Origin of the sequence: Pseudomonas capeferrum, assembly GCF_013523055.1 — a bacterium.
GTDB classification, from domain to species: Bacteria; Pseudomonadota; Gammaproteobacteria; order Pseudomonadales; family Pseudomonadaceae; genus Aquipseudomonas; species Aquipseudomonas capeferrum_A.
Window position 1 is genome coordinate 151,142 of sequence record NZ_JAAMQM010000013.1, and the last position, 19,366, is coordinate 170,507.

A 19,366-nucleotide genomic window follows, 5' to 3' on the forward strand; every position below is an offset into this window, starting at 1 on the left:
CAAGACCATACTGCCGCCCTGTCCTTCATCATCAGGAGATTGCCTTCATGATCGTTCCAGCCCTCGGATTGGGTACCTTCCGCCTCAAGGACCAGGTCGTGATCGACTCGGTGCGCCAGAGTCTCGAGCTCGGCTACCGAGCCATCGACACCGCACAGATTTACGGCAACGAAGCCGAGATCGGTCAAGCCATCGCCGAGAGCGGCATTGCCCGCGATCAGCTGTTCCTGACCAGCAAGATCTGGACGGATAATTTCGCCGCCGATCGCTTGATCCCCAGCCTCGAGCAAAGCCTGCGAAAGCTGCGCACCGACCACCTGGACCTGACCTTGATCCATTGGCCATCACCTGGTGGCGCGGTGCCTGTCAGCGAATTCATGGGGGCGCTGATGGAGGCGCGCGAGCGAGGATTGACCCGTCATATCGGCGTGTCCAACTTCACCATCGCCCTGCTCGAAGAAGCCATGGCGGTAGTGGGCGACCAGGCGATCGTCACCAATCAGATCGAGCTGCACCCCTACCTGCAGAACCGCGCGCTGGTGGATTTCATGCACAAGCATGGCATTGCCGTGACTTCGTACATGACGCTGGGCTACGGCAAGGTCCTGAACGACCCGGTCATCCAGGCGATCGCCACGCGCCACGCTGCCTCGCCGGCCCAGGTGACTCTGGCCTGGGCGATGCAGCTGGGTCACGCGGTCATTCCGTCGTCGACCCGGCGGGAGAATCTTGCAAGTAATCTGCAAGCCACGGCGTTGCGCTTGAGCGATGAGGACATGGCGCAGATTACCGCGCTGGATCGAGGGGATCGGTTGTGCGATCCGGCGAGTCTGGCGCCTGCGTGGGATTGAGGTGGCGGGCATGCTCGCGGCGCATGCTTCAGGCAATGCCCAGACCATAAAGAAGGCGGCCCTGCTGACAGGGCCGCCTTCGTTTCAGCGCATCACCCTATCTCAGGCAATGGCTGCGTCCACCAATATCTGCGCTTCGCTCACCAGGCGCTGCAGGTGCGCCTCGTCGATGAAGCTCTCGGCGTAGATCTTGTAGATGTCCTCGGTTCCCGATGGACGCGCGGCGAACCAACCATTGGCGGTCATCACCTTGAGGCCACCGATCGCCTGGCCATTGCCTGGCGCGTGACTGAGGATCTGCTCGATCGGCTCGCCCGCCAGTTCCGTCGAAGTGACCTGCTCCGGCGCCAGCTTGCCAAGCAGCGCTTTCTGCCGTGGGTCGGCCTTGGCCTCGACGCGGGTAGCGAACGGCGTACCCAGGTCAGCGGTGAGCGCCGCATAGGCCTGGCTCGGCGTGCGTCCGGTACGGGCAGTCATTTCCGCCGCCAGCAAGGCCGGGATCAAGCCATCCTTGTCGGTGGTCCAGACACTGCCGTCCTTGCGCAGGAACGAGGCGCCGGCGCTCTCTTCGCCGCCAAAGCCGAGGGAGCCGTCGAACAGACCTTGGGCGAAGTACTTGAAGCCCACCGGGACTTCATGCAGTCGACGACCGAGACGGGCGGTGACGCGGTCGATCAGGCCACTGCTGACCACGGTCTTGCCCACGGCCGCGTCGGCGCGCCACTGCGGGCGATGGGTGAAGAGGTAATCGATGGCGACTGCCAGGTAGTTGTTCGGCTGCAGCAAGCCTTCGGCCGTGACGATGCCATGACGGTCGTGATCAGGGTCGCAGGCGAAGGCCACGTCGAAGCGATCGCGCAGGCCGATCAGCCCTTGCATGGCGTGAGGCGACGACGGGTCCATGCGAATCTGGCCGTCCCAGTCGACGGTCATGAAGCGGAAGGTCGGATCGACCTCGGTGTTGACCACTTCCAGGTCGAGCTTGTAGTGCTCGGCGATGGCCGACCAGTAGCGCACGCCGGCCCCACCCAGCGGGTCCACGCCCAGGCGCAGGTTGGCCTGGCGAATCACGTCGAAGTCGATGACGTTCTCAAGGTCCGCCACGTAGCTGGAGACATAGTCGTGGCGATGGGTCGTGGCCGCCTTCAGGGCCTGGCCATGGTCCATGCGCTTGACGCCTGCCAGCCCAGTGGCGAGCAGCTCGTTGGCCTTGGCCTCGATCCACTTGGTCACGTCGCTGTCGGCCGGTCCGCCATTGGGCGGGTTGTACTTGAAGCCGCCACTCTGCGGCGGGTTGTGCGACGGCGTGATGACCACCCCATCGGCCAGGCCCTGCTCGCGACCGCGGTTATGGCAGATGATGGCGTGAGACACCGCTGGGGTCGGGGTGTACTCGTCGTCCTTGGACAGCATGACCTGCACGCCATTGGCCGCCAGCACTTCAAGCGCGCTGGCCGCCGCCGGGGCGGACAAGGCGTGGGTGTCGGCGCCGATGAACAGCGGGCCCGTGATGCCCTGGGTTTCGCGGTACAGGCAGATGGCCTGGGTAATGGCCAGGACGTGGTGTTCGTTGAAGCTCAACTCCAGAGAGGTGCCCCGATGACCCGATGTACCGAAAGCGACACGCTGTGCCGCGACGGCGGCATCGGGACGACCGGTGTAATAGGCGGTCAACAGGCGGGGAATATCAACCAGCACGCTGGCCGGTGCCGGCTTGCCAGCCAAGGAACTGAGCGTCATGCATACCTCGAGATCTGGGAATGGTGGTGGGTTGGAACACGCAGTGTACTGGGAGTTGCAGTGCCGTGCGACGGCGAGCGTTCAGACCTCATTCATTCCCATATCGCCACCAGCTCGGGAACATCTGCTGGACCCGCGGCTCGGCGAAACGCTCGTCGATCAACAGCAGAACGCCGCGGTCCCGTTCCCCGCGAATGACCCGCCCCGCCGCCTGGATGACCTTGCGCACGCCCGGGTACAGGTAGGTGTAATCGAAGCCCGCGCCAAAGAGTCGCCCCATGCGCTGCTTGAGCTGCTCGTTGACCGGGTTGACCTGCGGCAGGCCGAGGGTGGCGACGAATGCACCGATCAGGCGGGTGCCCGGCAGGTCGACGCCTTCGGCGAAGGCGCCGCCGAGCACGGCGAACCCCACTCCTTGACCGTCCGCCACGAAGCGCGCGAGAAACGCTTCGCGCTGCCCCTCGTCCATGCCCGGTGCCTGGGCCCAGCGCGGGATGGCCGGATAGCGCTCGGCAAGATGGCCAAGCACCTGATCGAGGTATTCGAAGCTGCTGAAGAAGGCCAGGTAGTTGCCTGGCATGCGCTGATACTGCTCGGCGATCAGCTCGACGATCGGCGCCAGTGACGCCTGACGTTCGCGGTAGCGTGTCGATACCTGGCTGACGATCCGCACCTCCAGCTGCTCGGCGCGAAACGGCGCCGCCACCTCGAGCCAGGCCGTGTCGCTCGGCATCCCGAGCAGATCGGCATAGAACCGTCGAGGTCCCAGGGTGGCGGAAAACAACGTGACGCTACGGGCCGCGCTCATGCGTGGCCCCAGCAACTTCGCGGGTACCACGTTGCGCAGGCACAGGCTGGCCAGGCGCCGTTTGCGCGGCCCCATGCGCAGGCTGACATCGAACAGGAAATGACCGTCGAACAGCTCGCTGACCCGGCTGAACTGCAATGCCTGGTAGAAGAACTGCAATACCTGTGGGTCGACCTCGGTAGGCGACTGGTTCAAGCGGTCCTGGACCAACCCGATGAACTGCTGTACTGCATTGACGAACGCGTCGGGCAACCGCTCACTGGCCTGGTAGGGCGCCACCTGGTCCTTGTACAAGGCGTTCCACTGCCGATTGAGCCGGTCCAGCGCACTGCCCAGCCCTTCGGGCTTGCTTTGACGCAAGGCCAGCAACTGGCCCTGGTCGAGGGTGGCGCTGTACATCTGTCGGCCACGTTCGACCAGGTTGTGCGCCTCGTCCACCAGTACCGCGACGCGCCATTGGTTGGCCTGGGTCAGGCCGAACAACAAGGCATGGGCATCGAAATAATAGTTGTAGTCGGCAACCAGCACATCCACCCAGCGGGCCATCTCCTGGCTCAGGTAATAAGGGCAGACGTCATGAGCAAGGGCCACTTCGCGCACGCTGGCCTGATCGAGCATGGGCCGTTGCATGGCAGCCTCGCGAGCGGCGGGGAGACGGTCGTAGAACCCCTTGGCCAACGGACAGGATTCACCGTGGCAGGCGCTGCCCGGGTGTTCACAGGCCTTGTCGCGGGCAATCAGTTCCAGGCTGCGCAAGGCCGGTTGCGTGCCCGCTCCGGTGACCTGGCGCAATGCATCCAGCGCCAGGGCTCGGCCAGGCGTCTTGGCCGTGAGAAAGAACACCTTGTCCAGGCGTTGCGGCACCATCGCCTTGAGCAACGGAAACAGTGTGCCCAAGGTCTTGCCGATGCCCGTGCTGGCCTGCGCCATCAGGCAGCGACCGGTGCTCACCGCCTTGTACAGCGTCTCCGCCAACTGCCGCTGGCCCTGGCGGAACTCGGGATAGGGAAAGCCCAGGGCCTGCAGGCCCAGGTCGCGCTCGCCCAGGCGCTGCTCCTGGCTTTGGGCCCAGGTCAGGAACACCCGACACTGGGTCTCGAAGAAATCCTTGAGGGCAGCGGCGTCATGATGCTCGCTGATCAAGGTCTGGCGGTCGGTGTCCACATCCAGGTAGACCAGCGCCACCTCGATGGTTTCCAGCTGCCGCGCCTGGCACAGCAGCCAGGCATAGACCTTGGCCTGGGCCCAATGCAGTTGGCGGTGGTTGGCGGGTTGCCGGGTCAGGTCGCCGCGATGGGTCTTGATCTCTTCGAGGCGGTTACGTCGCGGGTCGTAGCCATCGGCGCGGCCACGCACCCGCAAAGTGCCGTAGTGTCCTTCGAGGGACACCTCGGCCTCATACCCCTCGCCGCGTCCTGCCGTGACCCGGCGATGCCCACTGATGCCTTCGAGCGCCGTGGGTGATGGGGTGAAGCGCAGGTCGAGATCGCCGACCTTGGCACTGAATTCGCACAACGCACGCACGGCAACGACATAACTCATGCCGCCTCGCTGCGCCAGCGGACATGGCAGACCGCGACCGGCAATCCGTGCTCGCGGCAGAAGTCCAGCCAGCGCAGCTGGTTGTCCTGCAAGCGGTCACCGGGCCCTTTGACCTCGACCATGCGATAGCCGCCCTGCTCCGGCCAGAACTGGATGAGGTCGGGCATGCCGGTGCGGTTGTTGCGGATGTCCTGCAGCAGTCGCACGAAGCTGGCCTTGAGGTGCGCGGCCGGCAGGCAGGCCAGGGCCTGCTCCAGCACGTCCACCGTCAGCGCCGACCAATGCACGAAAGGCGACTGCAGCCCCCGCTTGGCCAGGTAACAGTCGCGAATGGCCTGCAGGTAGCGGCCATCGTCGAGCCGGCTCAGGCAGGCCTCGAACAGCTCGCTGCGACGCTGTCGGAAATCCGCTTCGTGCAGGTCCTGTGGAGCGGACTGGAACGGGTGGAAAAAGGCACCGGGCACAGGCGCGAAGATCGCCTCCCAGCAGAGCAGGCCGAACAGGCTGTTGAACAGGGCGTTCTCCAGATAGTGCACCTGCCCGCCGCTCTCGGCGAGATAACGCCGAACCGCTTCCTCGACGCCGAACACGGCATGCTCGATCGGCAACTCCAGCTCCAGCAAGGTCATCGCCGGCGCTCGGCGCCTGGTCTGCGGGGCGCCGCCCAGCTTGCGGGCCAGGCGTGGCAACATGCGCCCCAATGCCTGGACTTCCAGGTCATTGGCGGGCGCCTCGCTCATCAGCGTGGCCAACGCATGCGCCTCTTGCCAGCGCTCGCTACGTTCGTACACCCGCACTTGGCGGATGCGTGTCTGAGGATGCTTGCAACCGCCATAGACCGCCAGGGCCTGGTCCCATTCCCCCAGGCGTTCGCACTGCTGCCCGAGGCTGAACAGCAGGCGCGCGCGGCGTCGACCGAGCCAGGGGTTCTCGCTGTGCAGGCCATCGAGCGTGGAAAGCAGCTGCAGCGGCGACTCGCCTTGTTCCAGGCGTTCGGCGCAGTGATGCAGGGCCATGGCCAGGTCCACGTCCTCACGGCTGCGCAGGGCGCGCGAATCAGCGCTGAAGGCCACTTGCTCGTAGCGCAGCAAGCCGATGTCGGCGAGCACGAACTCCGACCAGTCCTGATAGAGATTGCCGAAGAACAGCAGGCGCAGTCGATCGCACAGGGATTGCAGTCGCCAACGCACGATGCGCTCGGGGAAGTCCGGGAACCATTGCGACAGAGGACGCGCGGGCAATTGCAGAGGCTGCAGCTGGGCCAGCAGGTCGCTCTTGGCGGCTCGCGGTCGACTGAGGTGGGCGGCGAAACAGCGGGCCAGCTCTTCCTTGCGCAACAGGTTGAACAACTGCTCGAGCTCCAGCTCGACCTGATCGTCTACCCAACCTCGTTCGAGCAATGGCCGCAGCGCGGCATGGGGGCAGCCGATCTCGGCATAATCCAGCTTGTCGGTGCGAAACAGCTCGCCCTTGCGCATGACCATGCGCACCAGCAAGCCCTGGGCCGGACCTGGCAATTCACCGAACAGGCGAATGAACGCCTGTTCCTCGGAATCGAGCAGGTCGGGATAGCGCAGCTCGACCCAGTCGAGTACCTGACGGAAGTTATAGAGGTAGTAGAACGGATCTTCGACGGAGTGGGCAATCACGGCGCAGGACAGGCAGGGGAACGTTGCACTGGTTATACATACAGATCCCGCGCACTGGCAAGCGCCGCGGATAAACGGTCGACGGCTGGGTCACGTTCGCTGCTGGTCAAGCTCCGCGCCGAGCAGCTCCAGGGCCTCGCCCAGGTCGTCCAGGGAACCTCCCGCCCACGCCAGCAACAGGTGGTGTCGATAGCGACCCCGCAGGCAGAACAGTTCGCCTGGCGCGGCGAACAGGATCTTTCCCGGTACCGGCCGCAGGGCCTGGCGCAGGTTTTCGACGGGGGCATTGAGACGGGTCCAGAGCCCTCGACCGCCAAGCGGACGCGTGAAACTCAGATGACCGCCGAGGTGTTGCGTCACCTGCTCGCACAACGGATCGGCGCGTGCCACCAGCTGACCGCGCAGCGCGTGCAGGTGGGTATCGATTTCGCCACGCGCGAACAGCGTGCCGAGCGCTTGCTGGCGCAATGGCGGCAGGCGAAAGGCACGCAGGCCGAAAGCCCGGCGCAAGGATTCGTCACGGCCCAGCAGGTAGGCATAGGGTGCCTCGGCGCCCATCGTGGCCTCCAGCGAGCCGAATACCAGCAGCCGATGCGGATCGACCCAATCACGCATGCGCGACACGGGCGCCGCATTGAAGCAATGGTCACTGTCCAGGTCATTCTCCAACAACCACACCTGATGACGATCCAGCAGGCGCCCGATGGCCTGCTGACTCTGCACGGGCATCAACTGCCCGCTGGGCGTACTCAGGCATGACGGCAGCAGCGCCAGCCGTATCGGCTCGTGGCTGAGCAACCGTCCAAGGTCCTCCGGGTCGGCGCCACCCTGCTCGTCCAGGGGCAGCTCGACCACCCGGACCCGGGCACGCTGCAAGGCCTGCAGGATACGCCGACAGCAGGGCGAGGCCACGACCACGCTGCTGCCTGCAAGGCCCATGGCAGCGAACAGCGTTTCGAGCAGCGCCTGGAGATCCGGCGCCAGGTACACATCCTCGGCGCTCCAGCATTGCCGCGAGGATCGGGTATGGCGCACCGCCAATGCGTTGCGCAGCAAGGCTTCGCCCAGAAGCCGCCGCCCGCCGATACCACGTGAAACCTCGCGTGCCAGGCGTCGCTCCTCGGCCAGCAGCGCTCGGTCCAGGGCAGGCATGGCCGGCATCGGCAGATCGCAGGCCAGGGGCGCCCCTCGCTCGGTTCCCTGCACCGACGCCTCCAGGCCGGTATCGGCCGCCAGCGCGGTAGACGAATACACGAAGTAACCCGACTTGGGCACCGAGCGCACCCTGCCCTCATGCTCGAGCCGTGTATAGGCATATTGCACCGTGGAGATCGACACGTTGAGGCGTTGCGCCAGATCACGCAACGAAGGCAGTCGCCCGACCGGATCCAGCGCGGCCTGGACGATCAGGGTTTCGAGATAGCGATAGACTCCCTGGTAAGCGAACTCGCGCCGCACGCCGCGGGGCATCAGGAAGCTGTCCGCCGGCTCGATGAGCGCCCGCGCGACCGCGCTGACGGACTGACGTAGTGCAGCTCGGCATCACGCCGGGTGAGCAATGTCAGTAAACGTTGCCAAGTGATCGGCAAGCGCGGATCGGCATAGAGGCGTTGCAGGTGCGGGAGCGACAAGCCACTGGTATCGGTCAGCCACTGGCCGACTGCCTTGGGGCACCGCTCCCCGCGCAGGGCCTTGTGCATGTACGGCACGGCGACGCGCATGCTCGGATGACAAGCTTGCAGGTAGGCGTCCAGCTTACGCCCGTGCATCGAGAACGGGGTGAACAGCAGGCAGGCCAATTGGGTGTCTTCGAGCCCGTAGCCTTGCCGAAAATGCGCCTCGGCCTGCTTGTGCACCGCATCCGACTGCAGGCCGCCCTCCTCCCAGAGGGCTCGTGGCAGCGTGGCACGCAGGTAACGGACACCTTCTTCATAAGTCCGTTGTTCGATGAGCTTGGCGCGCAGGCCATGCAGGTGCGCCAAGGGTACCGGGTCGCGGGCAAACGTCGCCAAGCGCCAGCCATGGACAGTCTCCAGCGGACCCAGCATGCGTTCGAGCCAATCATCCCGCTGTACATCCACAAGCAGGTCGTCGATGGCGACCACGTGCAATGCAGCCTTGCCAGAAGCGCCGGCTGACCGAGCGTTGCCCGGACCTTCGCGCGTGGCCCCTGCCCAAGGCAGGAGCGTCCGCGCTCGTATCAGACTGTCGGCCAGGCTGCGTTCACAGAAGGGCCTCGACCGCGCTACCGCGAGCCCCAGAGCCTGTAGACAACGACGGCTCCAGGCCAGTTGGCGACGGCGATGCCGCGCGGGCACGCCCGTGACGAAGGCATCCACTTCGTCGACCCCGGCCAGCGCCAGCGCGTAGCCTTCGGCGAGTGACAGCAGGCGCCGACTGCCGAACAGGTCGTTCGGGCTGCCCTTGCAAAGGTGGCCGAACATCAGCAAGGCGTCGCGCTCGCGCGTGGGCTGTTGCGCCGAAGCCGGCCATTGAGCGCAGAATGGCCGAAGCTCCCCGTCCGAGGCCATCAGCAATCGGACCCGAGGGTCATCGTGCAGGAACAAGGCATTGAAGCAGTGCTCGTGGTGGTGCATCGCCTCGACATAGCGTCCAGGCGACGGTACCGCGACCACACGCAGGTTGAAGGTGTGCTGCAGACGGGTCGCCAGGTTGAGTTGCGCGGCCCGCAGGCAAGCCAGGGTATGCGCGCTGCTGCGATCCCCGCTGTCCAGGACCAGCAGTGTGAAGCCGCCCAGCGCGTCAGGGCCTCCGGCAGCGTTCACCAGGCGCTTGATGAGCAACTGCAGCGATGCACGTTGCGCGTGGCTCATGTGTTTGAGCAATCGTTGCAGGACTTGCTGGAAGATATATTGAATGGCCTGATCATGAATATGGCTCGACATGTCACAGTCTCCTGAAGCGCCTTTGATCCGCTGAAGAAATAGGCGTGGGCAGATGGCGCAACAAGCTGTTGATATTTCCCGCAGCCTTGTGCGTCTACATAAAGTGACAAGTTACTGCCGCCATGCCATTGAAAGGCCCTGCCCGCTCCGTCTTGCGCCTTTCCTCGACAAAGGCCTCCCGATCGAGCCGAATTCGCTCATGACACGCTCCTTGTGCTTACCGTCATTGCGCCATTATCGAGCCTTGCGTGACGATTAAAAGATACAGATCAGGGTAAAAAAACCATTCAGAATTCGTCATGCACTTGAATATATCGTCCACCCAGGGTGAGTTATTCCGATGCAGGGAGGATAGATCAGGAAGCAAGTAACTTTGCCTGAGGAAGATGTCAGCCGGAGATTTAAATGCTGTAGGAAACTTCAACAAAAAACCCGAGCAAGGCTCGGGTTTTCGATTTCATCGGCACCAGGAATGAAGGACTGTCACCCCTTGCCGAGGTCCAGTACCACACGTCCGCCGCAAGGGCACTCGTCCATGTAGCGATGGGCTTCGACCACTTGCTCGAACCCATAGACCTTGACGATCTGCGGCGTCAGCAGCTTGTCCGAGGTGAACTGGTTGATGTCACGCAAGGCTCGCTGCAAGGCGACCGCGTCCTGATGGATGCCCAACTCCGGCTTGCCCGTGAAATTGCTCAGACAGTGCACGAAGAACTGGATGTTCTTCTGGAACGCCGCGCACGCCGGGAAGGGTGTCTGGTTGCCCCCTTGCAGGCCATACAGGACAAGGCTGCCGCGCGGAGCCAGGACATCGCCGAGCAGCGACATTTGCGGACCGCCCAGGCCATCGAGCACCATGTCCACGCCACGCCCATCGGTGTACTTGTCGACTTGCAGCAGCAGATCCTGCTCCTCGGTGACGATCACCTTGTCGGCGCCCAGCCGCATCAGGCATTCGCGTTGTTCCGCGTCCTTGGTGGCCGCGAAGACCCGCAGCCCCAGCACCTTGCCCAGTTGCACGAACGCAGGACCCGCGCAGTGGCTGGCGTCGGTGACCAGCGCGCTCTGCCCGGCCTTGGCGCGAGCCAGGTCGATATAGGCAAAGTAAGCCATCAGCAAGGGCGTGTAGTGCACGCTGGCTTCGACTGCCGTGAGGTGTTCGGGATAACGGGTCAGGGCCGCGCGCGGCAGCACGATCATTTCGCCATAAACCGGATGATCATTGGGGCTGGTGGCCGGAAAACTGGCGACCCGATCACCGACGGCCAGGTCCTCGACACCCGCGCCCAGCGCCATCACCACACCGGCCATCTCATGGCCGATGCCGGCAGGCAGACGCGCCTGGGAAGGGGCCAGGTTCTGGCGCCAGAGCACGTCGTACCAGCTGACACCGATCGCCTCGACACGGATCTGCACCTCGCCGGCGGCGGGCGTGCGCTCGACCTGCTCTTCGCACTTGAGCACATCGGCCGCGCCGAACTTGTGGAACCGGATCATGCGGGACATCGCATACCTCGCCTAGTGAACCTCTAATACCACGGACTTTATCCGGGCTTTGGCGGTTAGACCATCGGTGGCCATTAATAGTCGACATGTCTGTCGTTGATCGGGCCTTCGCTACCGCGCATTGGCACCTGGAAATCGGTGCAGGGTAACAGCCTTTGGCCTTAAGATTCACCCCTGCTCCTCTTCAGGCCAAGCCCATCGATGAACCGTAACGACCTGCGCCGCGTAGACCTGAACCTGCTGATCGTCTTCGAGACGCTCATGCACGAGCGCAGCGTGACCCGTGCCGCGGAGAAGCTGTTCCTCGGCCAGCCGGCGATCAGCGCCGCGCTGTCGCGCCTGCGCAGCCTGTTCGACGATCCGTTGTTCGTGCGCACGGGGCGCAGCATGGAGCCTTCGGCGCGGGCCTACGAGATCTTCGCCCTGCTTTCCCCGGCGCTGGACTCGATCTCCACCGCCGTGAGCCGCGCCGCCGAGTTCGACCCGGCCACCAGCAACGCGGTGTTTCGCATCGGGCTGTCCGATGACGCAGAGTTCGCCTTGCTGCCACGGTTGCTCAAGCGCATCCGCGCCGAGGCCCCCGGGATCGTCCTGGTGGTCCGTCGGGTCAATTACCTGTCGATACCGACGCTGCTGGCCTCGGGCGAAATCTCGGTGGGGGTTTCCTATACCAACGACCTGCCCGCCAATGCCAAGCGCAAGGTCCTGCGTCGCAGCAAACCCAGGCTGCTGCGCGCCGACAGCGTGCCTGGCAGCCTCAGCCTGGCAGACTTCTGCGCCCGCCCCCATGCGCTGGTGTCCTATGCGGGCGATCTTTCCGGTTTCATCGACGAAGCCCTCGCCGAAATCGGCCGCAAGCGTCATGTGGTGCTTGCCGTGCCGCAGTTCAACGGGCTTGGCAGTCTGCTGAGGGGCACCGATATCCTCGCCATTGTCCCTGACTACACCGCCGACGTGCTGACCGCCGGGGGCGGCTTGCGCGCCGAAGAGGTGCCGCTGGAGATGCGCGGCTTCGAGTTGCACATGGCCTGGCGAGGTGCGCAGGACAATGATCCGGCGGAGCGGTGGTTGCGGTCGCGGATTCAGATGTTCTTTGGCGACCCTGAGAGCCTTTGATCATCCGAGGGTATTCCAAGAAGCCAAGCGGGGTGACAAATTGATATTTGGTCGGCCTGCTCAGGCAGTTTCTATCGCCGAGTGCTGATGTCGCATGGCTATGCTGTAGCCGTCCGTAAGCCCCACGCCCGGCCAGCCGATAAGACGGAGTTCATTTTCGATCAGGTCCAGAAGGTGCGCCGAGCAGCGTCTGCAGTTTATCAATGCAGCCAAAATGGCGTCCTGAGCCTGCAAGTGGTCGGTGAAGGGTAGGTTCGTGGGCGTCAGGTAACACAGCAGCGATTCACCGGACGTGTGCCGGGTCAGGTCGTCACCGAGAAATCCGCGCTGGGGCATCAGCAATATATCGCAAGTACAGTTCCACTATTTGCCAAGTTAAGCGATAGCCTGGACTTACCAAATTTGTACGTGAACCCGCGAGTGCTCCCCCGCGAAGGGAAGCGATGCCCCTGTTGTCTCACGGAAACTCAAGACCTGATGCAGTTTCCAGGATCAGTTGACCTCCACCACCTCGCTAAACTGCATCACCGGCGCGATATCCGTATAATTTGTGATGTCCTGGTATATCTTTTCTGCATGCGGGCCGAAGCTTTGTTGGAAGGTTTCAAGCGATTCGCAGAAAAGGTGGCACATACCGATGTAGGGTGGTGGGGTGCCTGGTAGACCTCCTGAAACGCCCTTGTCTATCGTGAACGTTCTCAACCCCTCGCCCATGAGCGACTTCACCAGTGGCAGGTGTGTATCGCGGTAGTAGTCATGGTCAAACCGGGCGTTTTCCTGGTACGGGTACAGAACACTGATTTTTATCATCGAGTCCAACTCCATAAGTTAGAATAGCTTTTCACTCCCGGGTCTTGCACCCGCTTTCACTACGCCTTAGCTAGAGCCCTCTGGGAGCGTCGCTTGCGTAATTGGTTTTCAATAGACACCCCCAGCAAGGTTCATATGGAATGTAGAGTGACACGCGCACGGCTTACAGGTTCGCAACTGCCATAAAAGCGGGTAGATGTGGCCATTTTCCGAAGAATCAGAAGCCCCAGGTTTCGTGGTAGAAGTACGCAGCCCCTACACGCGCTCCAGTGTAGCAAGGCTCTTCTGAAAGCGACAGGGACTCTGAAACCTGCTGTCCCGGCACCATATCACCCGATTGCACATCCACTCGCTCATCGCGCTGAGACTGTTGATACAGCCCTATCGGCTAGGCCGCGACGGTTACGTCTGCTCGGGCTTCCACAACTGGTCTCTTTGCATCAAGGCGGTTACCCAGTCGGTGAATGCCATGACTCGCGCTGATAAATACCTCGTATACGGGTAAACCAAGGAGGGCGGGATCGACTCTAGACGCCAATCGGGTAGCACCGCTGTCAACAACCCTCGAGCGAAATACAATTCCGCTTCCGCGCGGGGTAAAAACGCAACACTCAGATCGGATAACGCAGCAGCGGTATAGGCCCCGCCGCTGTTGAAGTACATCGACACGGGGACATGAAGTAAATTTTTCCACGGGCACCATCCGTGCGCGGATCACCGTGGACAATGCCGACCGCATTTTTACACCGGGCCTTTACGCTAAAGTTCGTCTAGCCACGACCGAGAAGCGCGACGCGATCCTTATTAAGGAAAATCCATTCTCACGAACCAAGACAAAAAATACGTGCATGTTGTGAATCCCAGCAATATCGCTGAACGGCGAGACATTAACATTGGAAAATTCATGATGGCTTAAGAGTTGTAACAAGCGGATTGCGCTAAAACGAAGTCATTGTTACTTCTGGCCACCAGCACATTCCAGCTTCGGGTTACGCCGGCCTACCGAATGACCAGAAGACTGATAGACATGCAGCCAGTGTGCCCTCCCCGGCAGACGCCGGCTCAGGTTAAAGGCACTGTCATGGACTTTTCAAAATTCTTCATCGATAGGCGTACTTTCGCACTTGTTCTGTCGGTCGTCATTTTTCTTGCTGGCTTGATCGCAATTCCGCTTCTCCCGTCGGGTGAATATCCGGAGGTGGGGCCCCCTACTGTGGTAGTGAAGGCCAACTATCCAGGCGCCAACCCAAAGGAGATCGCTGAATCAGTCGCCACTCCGCTGGAGGAGAACATCAACGGGGTCGAAGATATGCTGTACATGAAGCCCGTTGCCAGTTCCGATGGCAGCCTTCAGGTCACGGTAACCTTTGGCCCAGACCCCGCGATGCGTTACAACGGCTATCCGGCGGCAGATATCATCGGAGATGCAGATCCGTCGATGCTCTCCTCTGCGCAGGTGATCAAGGAGATTGAAAAGAGCGCCCTCGTGAGGGCGCTCTTTTTTCCACATGATTCAACTCACAGGTCGAGCATTGCCGCTCACCGAAAACTTTCCTCGGTGCTAGCGGCCAGCCTGTCAGGTAGTTTGGCGCTGGGTACATCGCGGGTGAATTGAGGGCGTTGATTTCCACCCTTCAAGGGATAAATATCCACCTTGAGGTTGAAGCCGTGGGCTTCCCTTGGAGGCTATACCTCTCGATCAGAAGCCCATAGGCTGAGAGGTGCGCCATGACAACACTGATCACCCCATACCAGGTACCCGACTGGGTGCACCCCGTGACGCTGGGCGGCAGTGACGCCCACGGCTGGCGCGACGTAATCCAGCGCTCCTATCAGTTGGAGGCGCTGGAGCTGGCCGGTCCGGGCATCGATCACTACACCATCATCCTGCAATGCTCAGGCCCCGCCACCTTGGAACGACGCTGTGGCACACGCTGGCAGCGAAACCCTTACAACCTGGGCGACGTATCACTGTTGTCCATCGACCAACCGGCGGAGTGGCGCTGGCAAGACCGGCTGAAGGTGTCGCACATTTACCTGAGCCGGGCGCTGGTAACGCGGCTCTCCCACGAGGTGTGCGGCCATGGTGTGTCCCATGTTCGGCTGCATGACCTTGTCGCGGTCAGTGACCCGGTGCTGTCCAGCATTGCCACGACGATCACCGCAGAGGCCCAGTCTCCCGCCGCCGGCGGCGCGTTGTATGCCGAAGCCCTGGCCACGCAACTCGCCGTGCACCTGCTGCGGCACTATTCAAGCCTGGAGTTCGTGGCCCAACGCGCCCCCTCCAGGCTCGAAGGCAAGCGCCTGCGTACACTGCACGCCTTCATCGACGAGCACCTGGACAGCCCGCTGTCCATCGCCTGCCTCGCCGATCAGGCCGGCATGGGCGTGTGGGCCTTTTCGCGGGCATTCAAGGAAGCCACGGGCAGCTCACCCCACCTGTACCTGATAGCCGAGCGTGTAAAGCGGGCCCAGCGGCTGCTCGCAACCACGGCCTGCACCTTGAGCGAGATCGCCAGCCTGTGCGGTTTTTCGGACCAGGCGCACATGACGCGGCTTCTCAAGGCCCGCCTTGGAGTCACCCCAGGCCAACTGCAGCGCGTGGCGGCCCACACGGCCGGAGTCTGCTGAACCCCTGAATATTCAAAAATCCCACCGATTGCTTCAAGCCACCCCGCTCCGCCCTGCGTACGCTCAGGTTGCCAGCCGGAACTGCACCAGCTGGCACCGACGCTTCGCCGACTATAAAAACAAGAGCTGGAGGACGTATGAACAACGCGACTGCGCGTGACACATCTGCTTTGCCCATTCACACCGTACATACCTACGACGCCGTGATCATCGGCGCGGGAATTGGCGGGCTCTACCAACTGTACAAACTGCGCGAAGCGGGGCTCAAGGTGCTGGCCATCGACGCCGGCACTGGCGTGGGCGGTACGTGGTACTGGAATCGCTACCCCGGCGCACGGGTCGATTCCCCCAGCCACGTCTATCAATACTGGTTCTCGGAAGCACTGAACAACGCCTGGGACTGGAGCGAGCGCTTTCCCGCACAACCCGAGACCGAGCGCTACCTGAACTTCGTCGCCGACCGTTTCGATCTGCGCAAGGATATTCAATTCAGCACGCGCGTGCTGTCGTGCACCTTCGACGAGGACAAGGCCCGCTGGCAGGTCGTCACCGACCAAGGCTCACTGATCGACGCCAAATACCTGATCTCCTGCGCAGGCACCTTGTCTACCCCCCTCAAGAATTTGTTCGAAGGTGAGCAGGACTTCCAGGGCCAGGTCTACCACACCGCCCGCTGGCCCAAGCAGCCGGTGGACTTCAACGGGAAGCGCGTGGGCGTGGTCGGTACTGGCGCCACGGGCATTCAGGTGGTCCAGACCATCGCCCCGCAGGTGGCCTCGCTTACCGTGTTCCAGCGCACGGCGCCCTACACCATTCCCATGCGCAATCAGCGCTACACCGATCAGGACCGGGCCAAACTCAAGACGCGCTTCCACGAGATCAAGGCCCTGACCCGCAACAGCTTCGTGGGCTTTGACTTCGACTTCAACCATGGCAGCTACCACGACGCCACACCCCAGGACCGTCGTGAAGTCCTTGAAATGCTCTGGGATGACGGCTCGCTGGCGCTGTGGGCCGGCTCCTATGGCGAAATTTTCAACGACGAAGCCGTGAACAAGGAAGTCTCTGCCTTCGTTCGGCAGAAAATGAGCGAGCGCATCAAGGATCCGGCGCTGATCAAACAGCTGGTACCCACCGACTACGGCTTCGGTACCCGCCGCGTACCCCTGGATACGGGTTATCTGGAAACCTTCCTGCGGCCCAACGTCCAGATCGTCGACATCAAGGCCGCCCCTATCGAGCGCATCGTCACCAACGGCGTACAGACCGCCGACGGCAAGGTTCACGAGCTGGACGTGCTGATCCTGGCCACCGGTTTCGATGCCTCCACCGGTGCCCTGACGCAGATCGACATTCGCGGCCGGGACGGCCAATTACTGCGTGAGGAGTGGTCCCAGGACCTGCGCACCACCCTGGGGCTGATGGTGCACAAGTTCCCCAACCTGTTCCTCACCGCGGCGCCGCTGTCTCCCGGTGCCGCCCTGTGCAATGCGCCGACCTGCCTGCAGCATCAGGTGGAGTGGATCACGGACTGCATCCAGTTCCTGCAGGCCGGTGAACGCCAGTCCATCGAGCCCACCCTGACCCAGCAGGACCAATGGGTGGCCCACCACGACGAAATGGCTGCCTCCTCGCTGCTGGCCAAGACGCGCTCCTGGTACACCGGCGGCAACGTCGCCGGTAAGCCCAAGCGCCTGCTGGCCTACGCCGGTGGCGTCAACGTCTACCGCGAGCACTGCGACGCCGTGGCGGCCCAGGGCTATGCGGACTTCCGCATCAATTGACCCCTGGCGCCGGCCTGACTGCCGGCGCTTCACCCAAAGGGTAGCCTCATGAACCAGCATCCCTATTACAACCCCGAGCACCATGGCGACTACGCGCTGATCAACATCGGCGACCTTGACCTGGCGTGCGGGCAGACACTCCACGATTGCACCTTGGCAGTGGCCACCCACGGCCGCCTCAATGCCCGCAAGGACAACGCCGTGCTGATCCCGACCTGGTATTCGGGCACCAGTAAGATCATCGAAGACGTGTTCATCGGTCCTGGCCGGGCCATTGACCCGGATAAGTACTTCGTCATCGTGGTCAACCAGATCGGCAATGGCCTGTCCAGTTCACCCCACCACCGCGCGGGCTCGGCGGCTTTCCCAGCCATCGGCATCGCCGACGATGTCAGCGCCCAGCACCGCTACATCACCCAGCACCTGGGGCTGACCACGCTGGCCCTGGTGATGGGCGGCTCCATGGGAGCGCAGCAGAGCTTCGAGTGGGCGGTGCGCTATCCCGACATGGTCCAGCGCATGGCCGCCATCGCGGGCACGGCGCGCACTAGCGGTATCAACCAAATGCTGGCGGACGCCATCATCGACGGGCTGCGTTCAGGCGACGCCAGCGCCGACCTCAGCCAGCACGCGCGGCTGATGACCCTGTACGGCCTGAGCGCGGATTTCTTCGAGCAGCAGCACTTCAAGCCCCTGGGTTTCGACAGCGTCGAGGCGTTTGTGAATGGCTTCATGAAGCCCTACTTCCTGCCCATGGACCCAGGCAACCTGACCACCATGCTGCAAAAGTGGCGCGCCGCGGATGTCAGTCACCTCGCGGGCGGCAATCTGCGCGAAGCCTTGGGCCGGATCACGGCCAAGGCGCTCATCATGCCCATCGCGCAGGACATGATCTTCCCGCCCTCGACCAGTCGCGAAGACGCCGAGATGATCAAGGGTGCTGTGTTCCACGCTTCCAGCAGCCCGGCCGGCCACCTGGCATTGTTCGGCATCGATGGCGATTGGGTGCGGGAGGTGGATGGCCAACTGACTGAATTGCTGGGCCGAGGGTAAACCGCCGATGGCCACCGCATCCCTACAACTTGGCCTGCGCCCACCTTTTGCCCGGCCTGCACGCAGCTAAAATGGACGCGTTCGCTTCAGTGCGACGCCGGGCAGGCCTTGCGCCTTACCACCGCTCCACTAGGCTGTCCGGTTCCTTGGTCAAATACCCTTGATATTCAGGCGCCCACCCGGGCGCCTTTTTTTCGCCACCGGCTCACCGCCGTCAAGCAGCTACAAGCTCTTGGCGCAAAAAAATGGCCAGTATCAAGCCTTCCGTGAAAAATCACGCAGGGCTTGAAACCATATACGGGACAATAGGTTAGCTCTGTTTCGTGCCACCTGCATGGGAGGCGGCGTTGTGGGCTAGGAGCCACATAAGAGCCTGGAGAAAGCAAGCCGGGTCGCGCTGTAGCGGTGACGATTGCCAAAGGTTGGCGGGCTTGTTTGGTCATCATAGTCCATACCTTCGCGTCCTATCCAGAACGAAGAACGCGCAGCGTTGGGCTGCGCGTTCGAGGGGAACAGCGTGGTTGCCGTGCATCGTCAGCTTGGTTTTGGTGGCGCGACCTTGCTTGTACTTCCCTTCCTGAATCCTCGATCCTCCGCCATGAACGCTTCGAGCATGTGCGGGATCAGGGTCGCCGCATCGACGGCCTCGCCATACGCCTGCGCGTGCAGCACGGCGTAGCGGTCGAGTCGGCTTTCAGGCTGGCCGGGCAGGCAAAGGTCAGTTTCGTGGATTCCGTTTTCGGTAGCGGCCCGAGCCGCAGCTTGCGCGTCGTCATCGTGAAGTCCCCTTGTTGAAGAAGCGGGCGTGAAAGGCATCCTTGTTTTTCTCGAAGATCTCGTAGATCCCCACTTGGTAGATATCGCCGCTTGAAACAAAGCGCGAACTCCGCTCTGCCTGTGAAACTTGAGCATGCACGGGCGCCATGATTTGCCAACCCAATACGCCAGTGATCAAAAACCAAGTCCACTT

General features: G+C 62.6%; 15 protein-coding genes and 2 pseudogenes. 6 read left to right on the top strand and 11 right to left on the bottom strand.

Going from position 1 to position 19,366, the window contains the following annotated elements; genetic code table 11:
* Positions 1-47: 47 nt before the first annotated feature.
* Positions 48-851 (top strand): 2,5-didehydrogluconate reductase DkgB, encoded by an 804-nt coding sequence (gene dkgB / locus G7009_RS16270; protein WP_181131080.1) that lies wholly within the window; start codon positions 48-50, stop codon positions 849-851.
* 102 nt (positions 852-953) lie between these two features.
* Here the strand turns inward: dkgB and pgm are convergent, their stop codons facing one another.
* The 6 genes from pgm to G7009_RS16300 form a co-directional block, all read right to left on the bottom strand.
* Positions 954-2,591 carry a phosphoglucomutase (alpha-D-glucose-1,6-bisphosphate-dependent) gene (gene pgm / locus G7009_RS16275; RefSeq protein WP_181131081.1) on the bottom strand — a complete coding sequence of 546 codons (1,638 nt, stop codon included), beginning with the start codon at positions 2,589-2,591 and terminating at the stop codon, positions 954-956.
* Positions 2,592-2,679: 88 nt separating this feature from the next.
* The gene (locus G7009_RS16280) at positions 2,680-4,941 is read right to left on the bottom strand and encodes an ATP-dependent DNA helicase (RefSeq protein ID WP_181131082.1); all 2,262 of its coding nucleotides are present in this window, start codon (positions 4,939-4,941) and stop codon (positions 2,680-2,682) included.
* A complete protein-coding gene (locus tag G7009_RS16285) occupies positions 4,938-6,590 on the bottom strand; it encodes a VRR-NUC domain-containing protein (RefSeq protein WP_181131083.1) in 1,653 nt (550 codons plus the stop codon). The genes G7009_RS16280 and G7009_RS16285 overlap by 4 nt, the downstream gene beginning before the upstream one ends.
* Before the next feature lie 90 nt (positions 6,591-6,680).
* Positions 6,681-8,060 (bottom strand): aminotransferase-like domain-containing protein, encoded by a 1,380-nt coding sequence (locus tag G7009_RS16290; protein WP_181131084.1) that lies wholly within the window; start codon positions 8,058-8,060, stop codon positions 6,681-6,683.
* Positions 8,060-9,496: a hypothetical protein gene (locus tag G7009_RS16295; RefSeq protein ID WP_181131085.1), complete on the bottom strand. Its 1,437-nt coding sequence runs from the start codon at positions 9,494-9,496 to the stop codon at positions 8,060-8,062. The genes G7009_RS16290 and G7009_RS16295 overlap by 1 nt, the downstream gene beginning before the upstream one ends.
* A gap of 483 nt (positions 9,497-9,979) precedes the next feature.
* Positions 9,980-11,002, bottom strand: a complete 1,023-nt coding sequence (locus G7009_RS16300) for a zinc-dependent alcohol dehydrogenase family protein (protein WP_181131086.1) — start codon at positions 11,000-11,002, stop codon at positions 9,980-9,982.
* Positions 11,003-11,203: 201 nt separating this feature from the next.
* Here G7009_RS16300 and G7009_RS16305 point away from each other — a divergent pair, with 201 nt between their 5' ends.
* On the top strand, positions 11,204-12,118 hold the full coding sequence (locus G7009_RS16305) for a LysR family transcriptional regulator (RefSeq protein WP_258197955.1): 915 nt from the start codon (positions 11,204-11,206) through the stop codon (positions 12,116-12,118).
* A 60-nt stretch (positions 12,119-12,178) separates the two neighbouring features.
* Here the strand turns inward: G7009_RS16305 and G7009_RS16310 are convergent, their stop codons facing one another.
* From G7009_RS16310 to G7009_RS28245, 3 genes are all read right to left on the bottom strand, one after another.
* Complete coding sequence (locus G7009_RS16310; RefSeq protein WP_181131087.1) at positions 12,179-12,454, bottom strand: hypothetical protein; 276 nt, start codon at positions 12,452-12,454, stop codon at positions 12,179-12,181.
* Between the two features lie 156 nt (positions 12,455-12,610).
* Entirely contained in the window at positions 12,611-12,928 is a 318-nt protein-coding gene (locus tag G7009_RS16315; protein ID WP_181131088.1) for an EthD family reductase, read from the bottom strand.
* Positions 12,929-13,330: 402 nt separating this feature from the next.
* On the bottom strand, positions 13,331-13,597 hold the full coding sequence (locus tag G7009_RS28245) for a LysR substrate-binding domain-containing protein (RefSeq protein WP_375139562.1): 267 nt from the start codon (positions 13,595-13,597) through the stop codon (positions 13,331-13,333).
* A gap of 412 nt (positions 13,598-14,009) precedes the next feature.
* Between G7009_RS28245 and G7009_RS16325 the strand changes: the two are divergent.
* From G7009_RS16325 to G7009_RS16340, 4 genes and pseudogenes are all read left to right on the top strand, one after another.
* Positions 14,010-14,303: pseudogene (locus tag G7009_RS16325) on the top strand (efflux RND transporter permease subunit); the annotation flags it as partial.
* Between the two features lie 353 nt (positions 14,304-14,656).
* A complete protein-coding gene (locus G7009_RS16330; protein WP_181131090.1) occupies positions 14,657-15,559 on the top strand; it encodes a helix-turn-helix domain-containing protein in 903 nt (300 codons plus the stop codon).
* A gap of 137 nt (positions 15,560-15,696) precedes the next feature.
* Positions 15,697-17,343 (top strand): flavin-containing monooxygenase, encoded by a 1,647-nt coding sequence (locus G7009_RS16335; protein ID WP_181131091.1) that lies wholly within the window; start codon positions 15,697-15,699, stop codon positions 17,341-17,343.
* A gap of 48 nt (positions 17,344-17,391) precedes the next feature.
* Positions 17,392-18,396 (top strand): alpha/beta fold hydrolase, encoded by a 1,005-nt coding sequence (locus tag G7009_RS16340; protein WP_181131092.1) that lies wholly within the window; start codon positions 17,392-17,394, stop codon positions 18,394-18,396.
* A gap of 534 nt (positions 18,397-18,930) precedes the next feature.
* Here the strand turns inward: G7009_RS16340 and G7009_RS16345 are convergent.
* Positions 18,931-19,172: pseudogene (locus G7009_RS16345) on the bottom strand (DUF2274 domain-containing protein).
* The gene (locus G7009_RS16350) at positions 19,169-19,351 is read right to left on the bottom strand and encodes a hypothetical protein (protein WP_181131093.1); all 183 of its coding nucleotides are present in this window, start codon (positions 19,349-19,351) and stop codon (positions 19,169-19,171) included. Before G7009_RS16350 ends, G7009_RS16345 begins: the two are co-directional and overlap by 4 nt.
* Between the last annotated feature and the right edge of the window lie 15 nt (positions 19,352-19,366).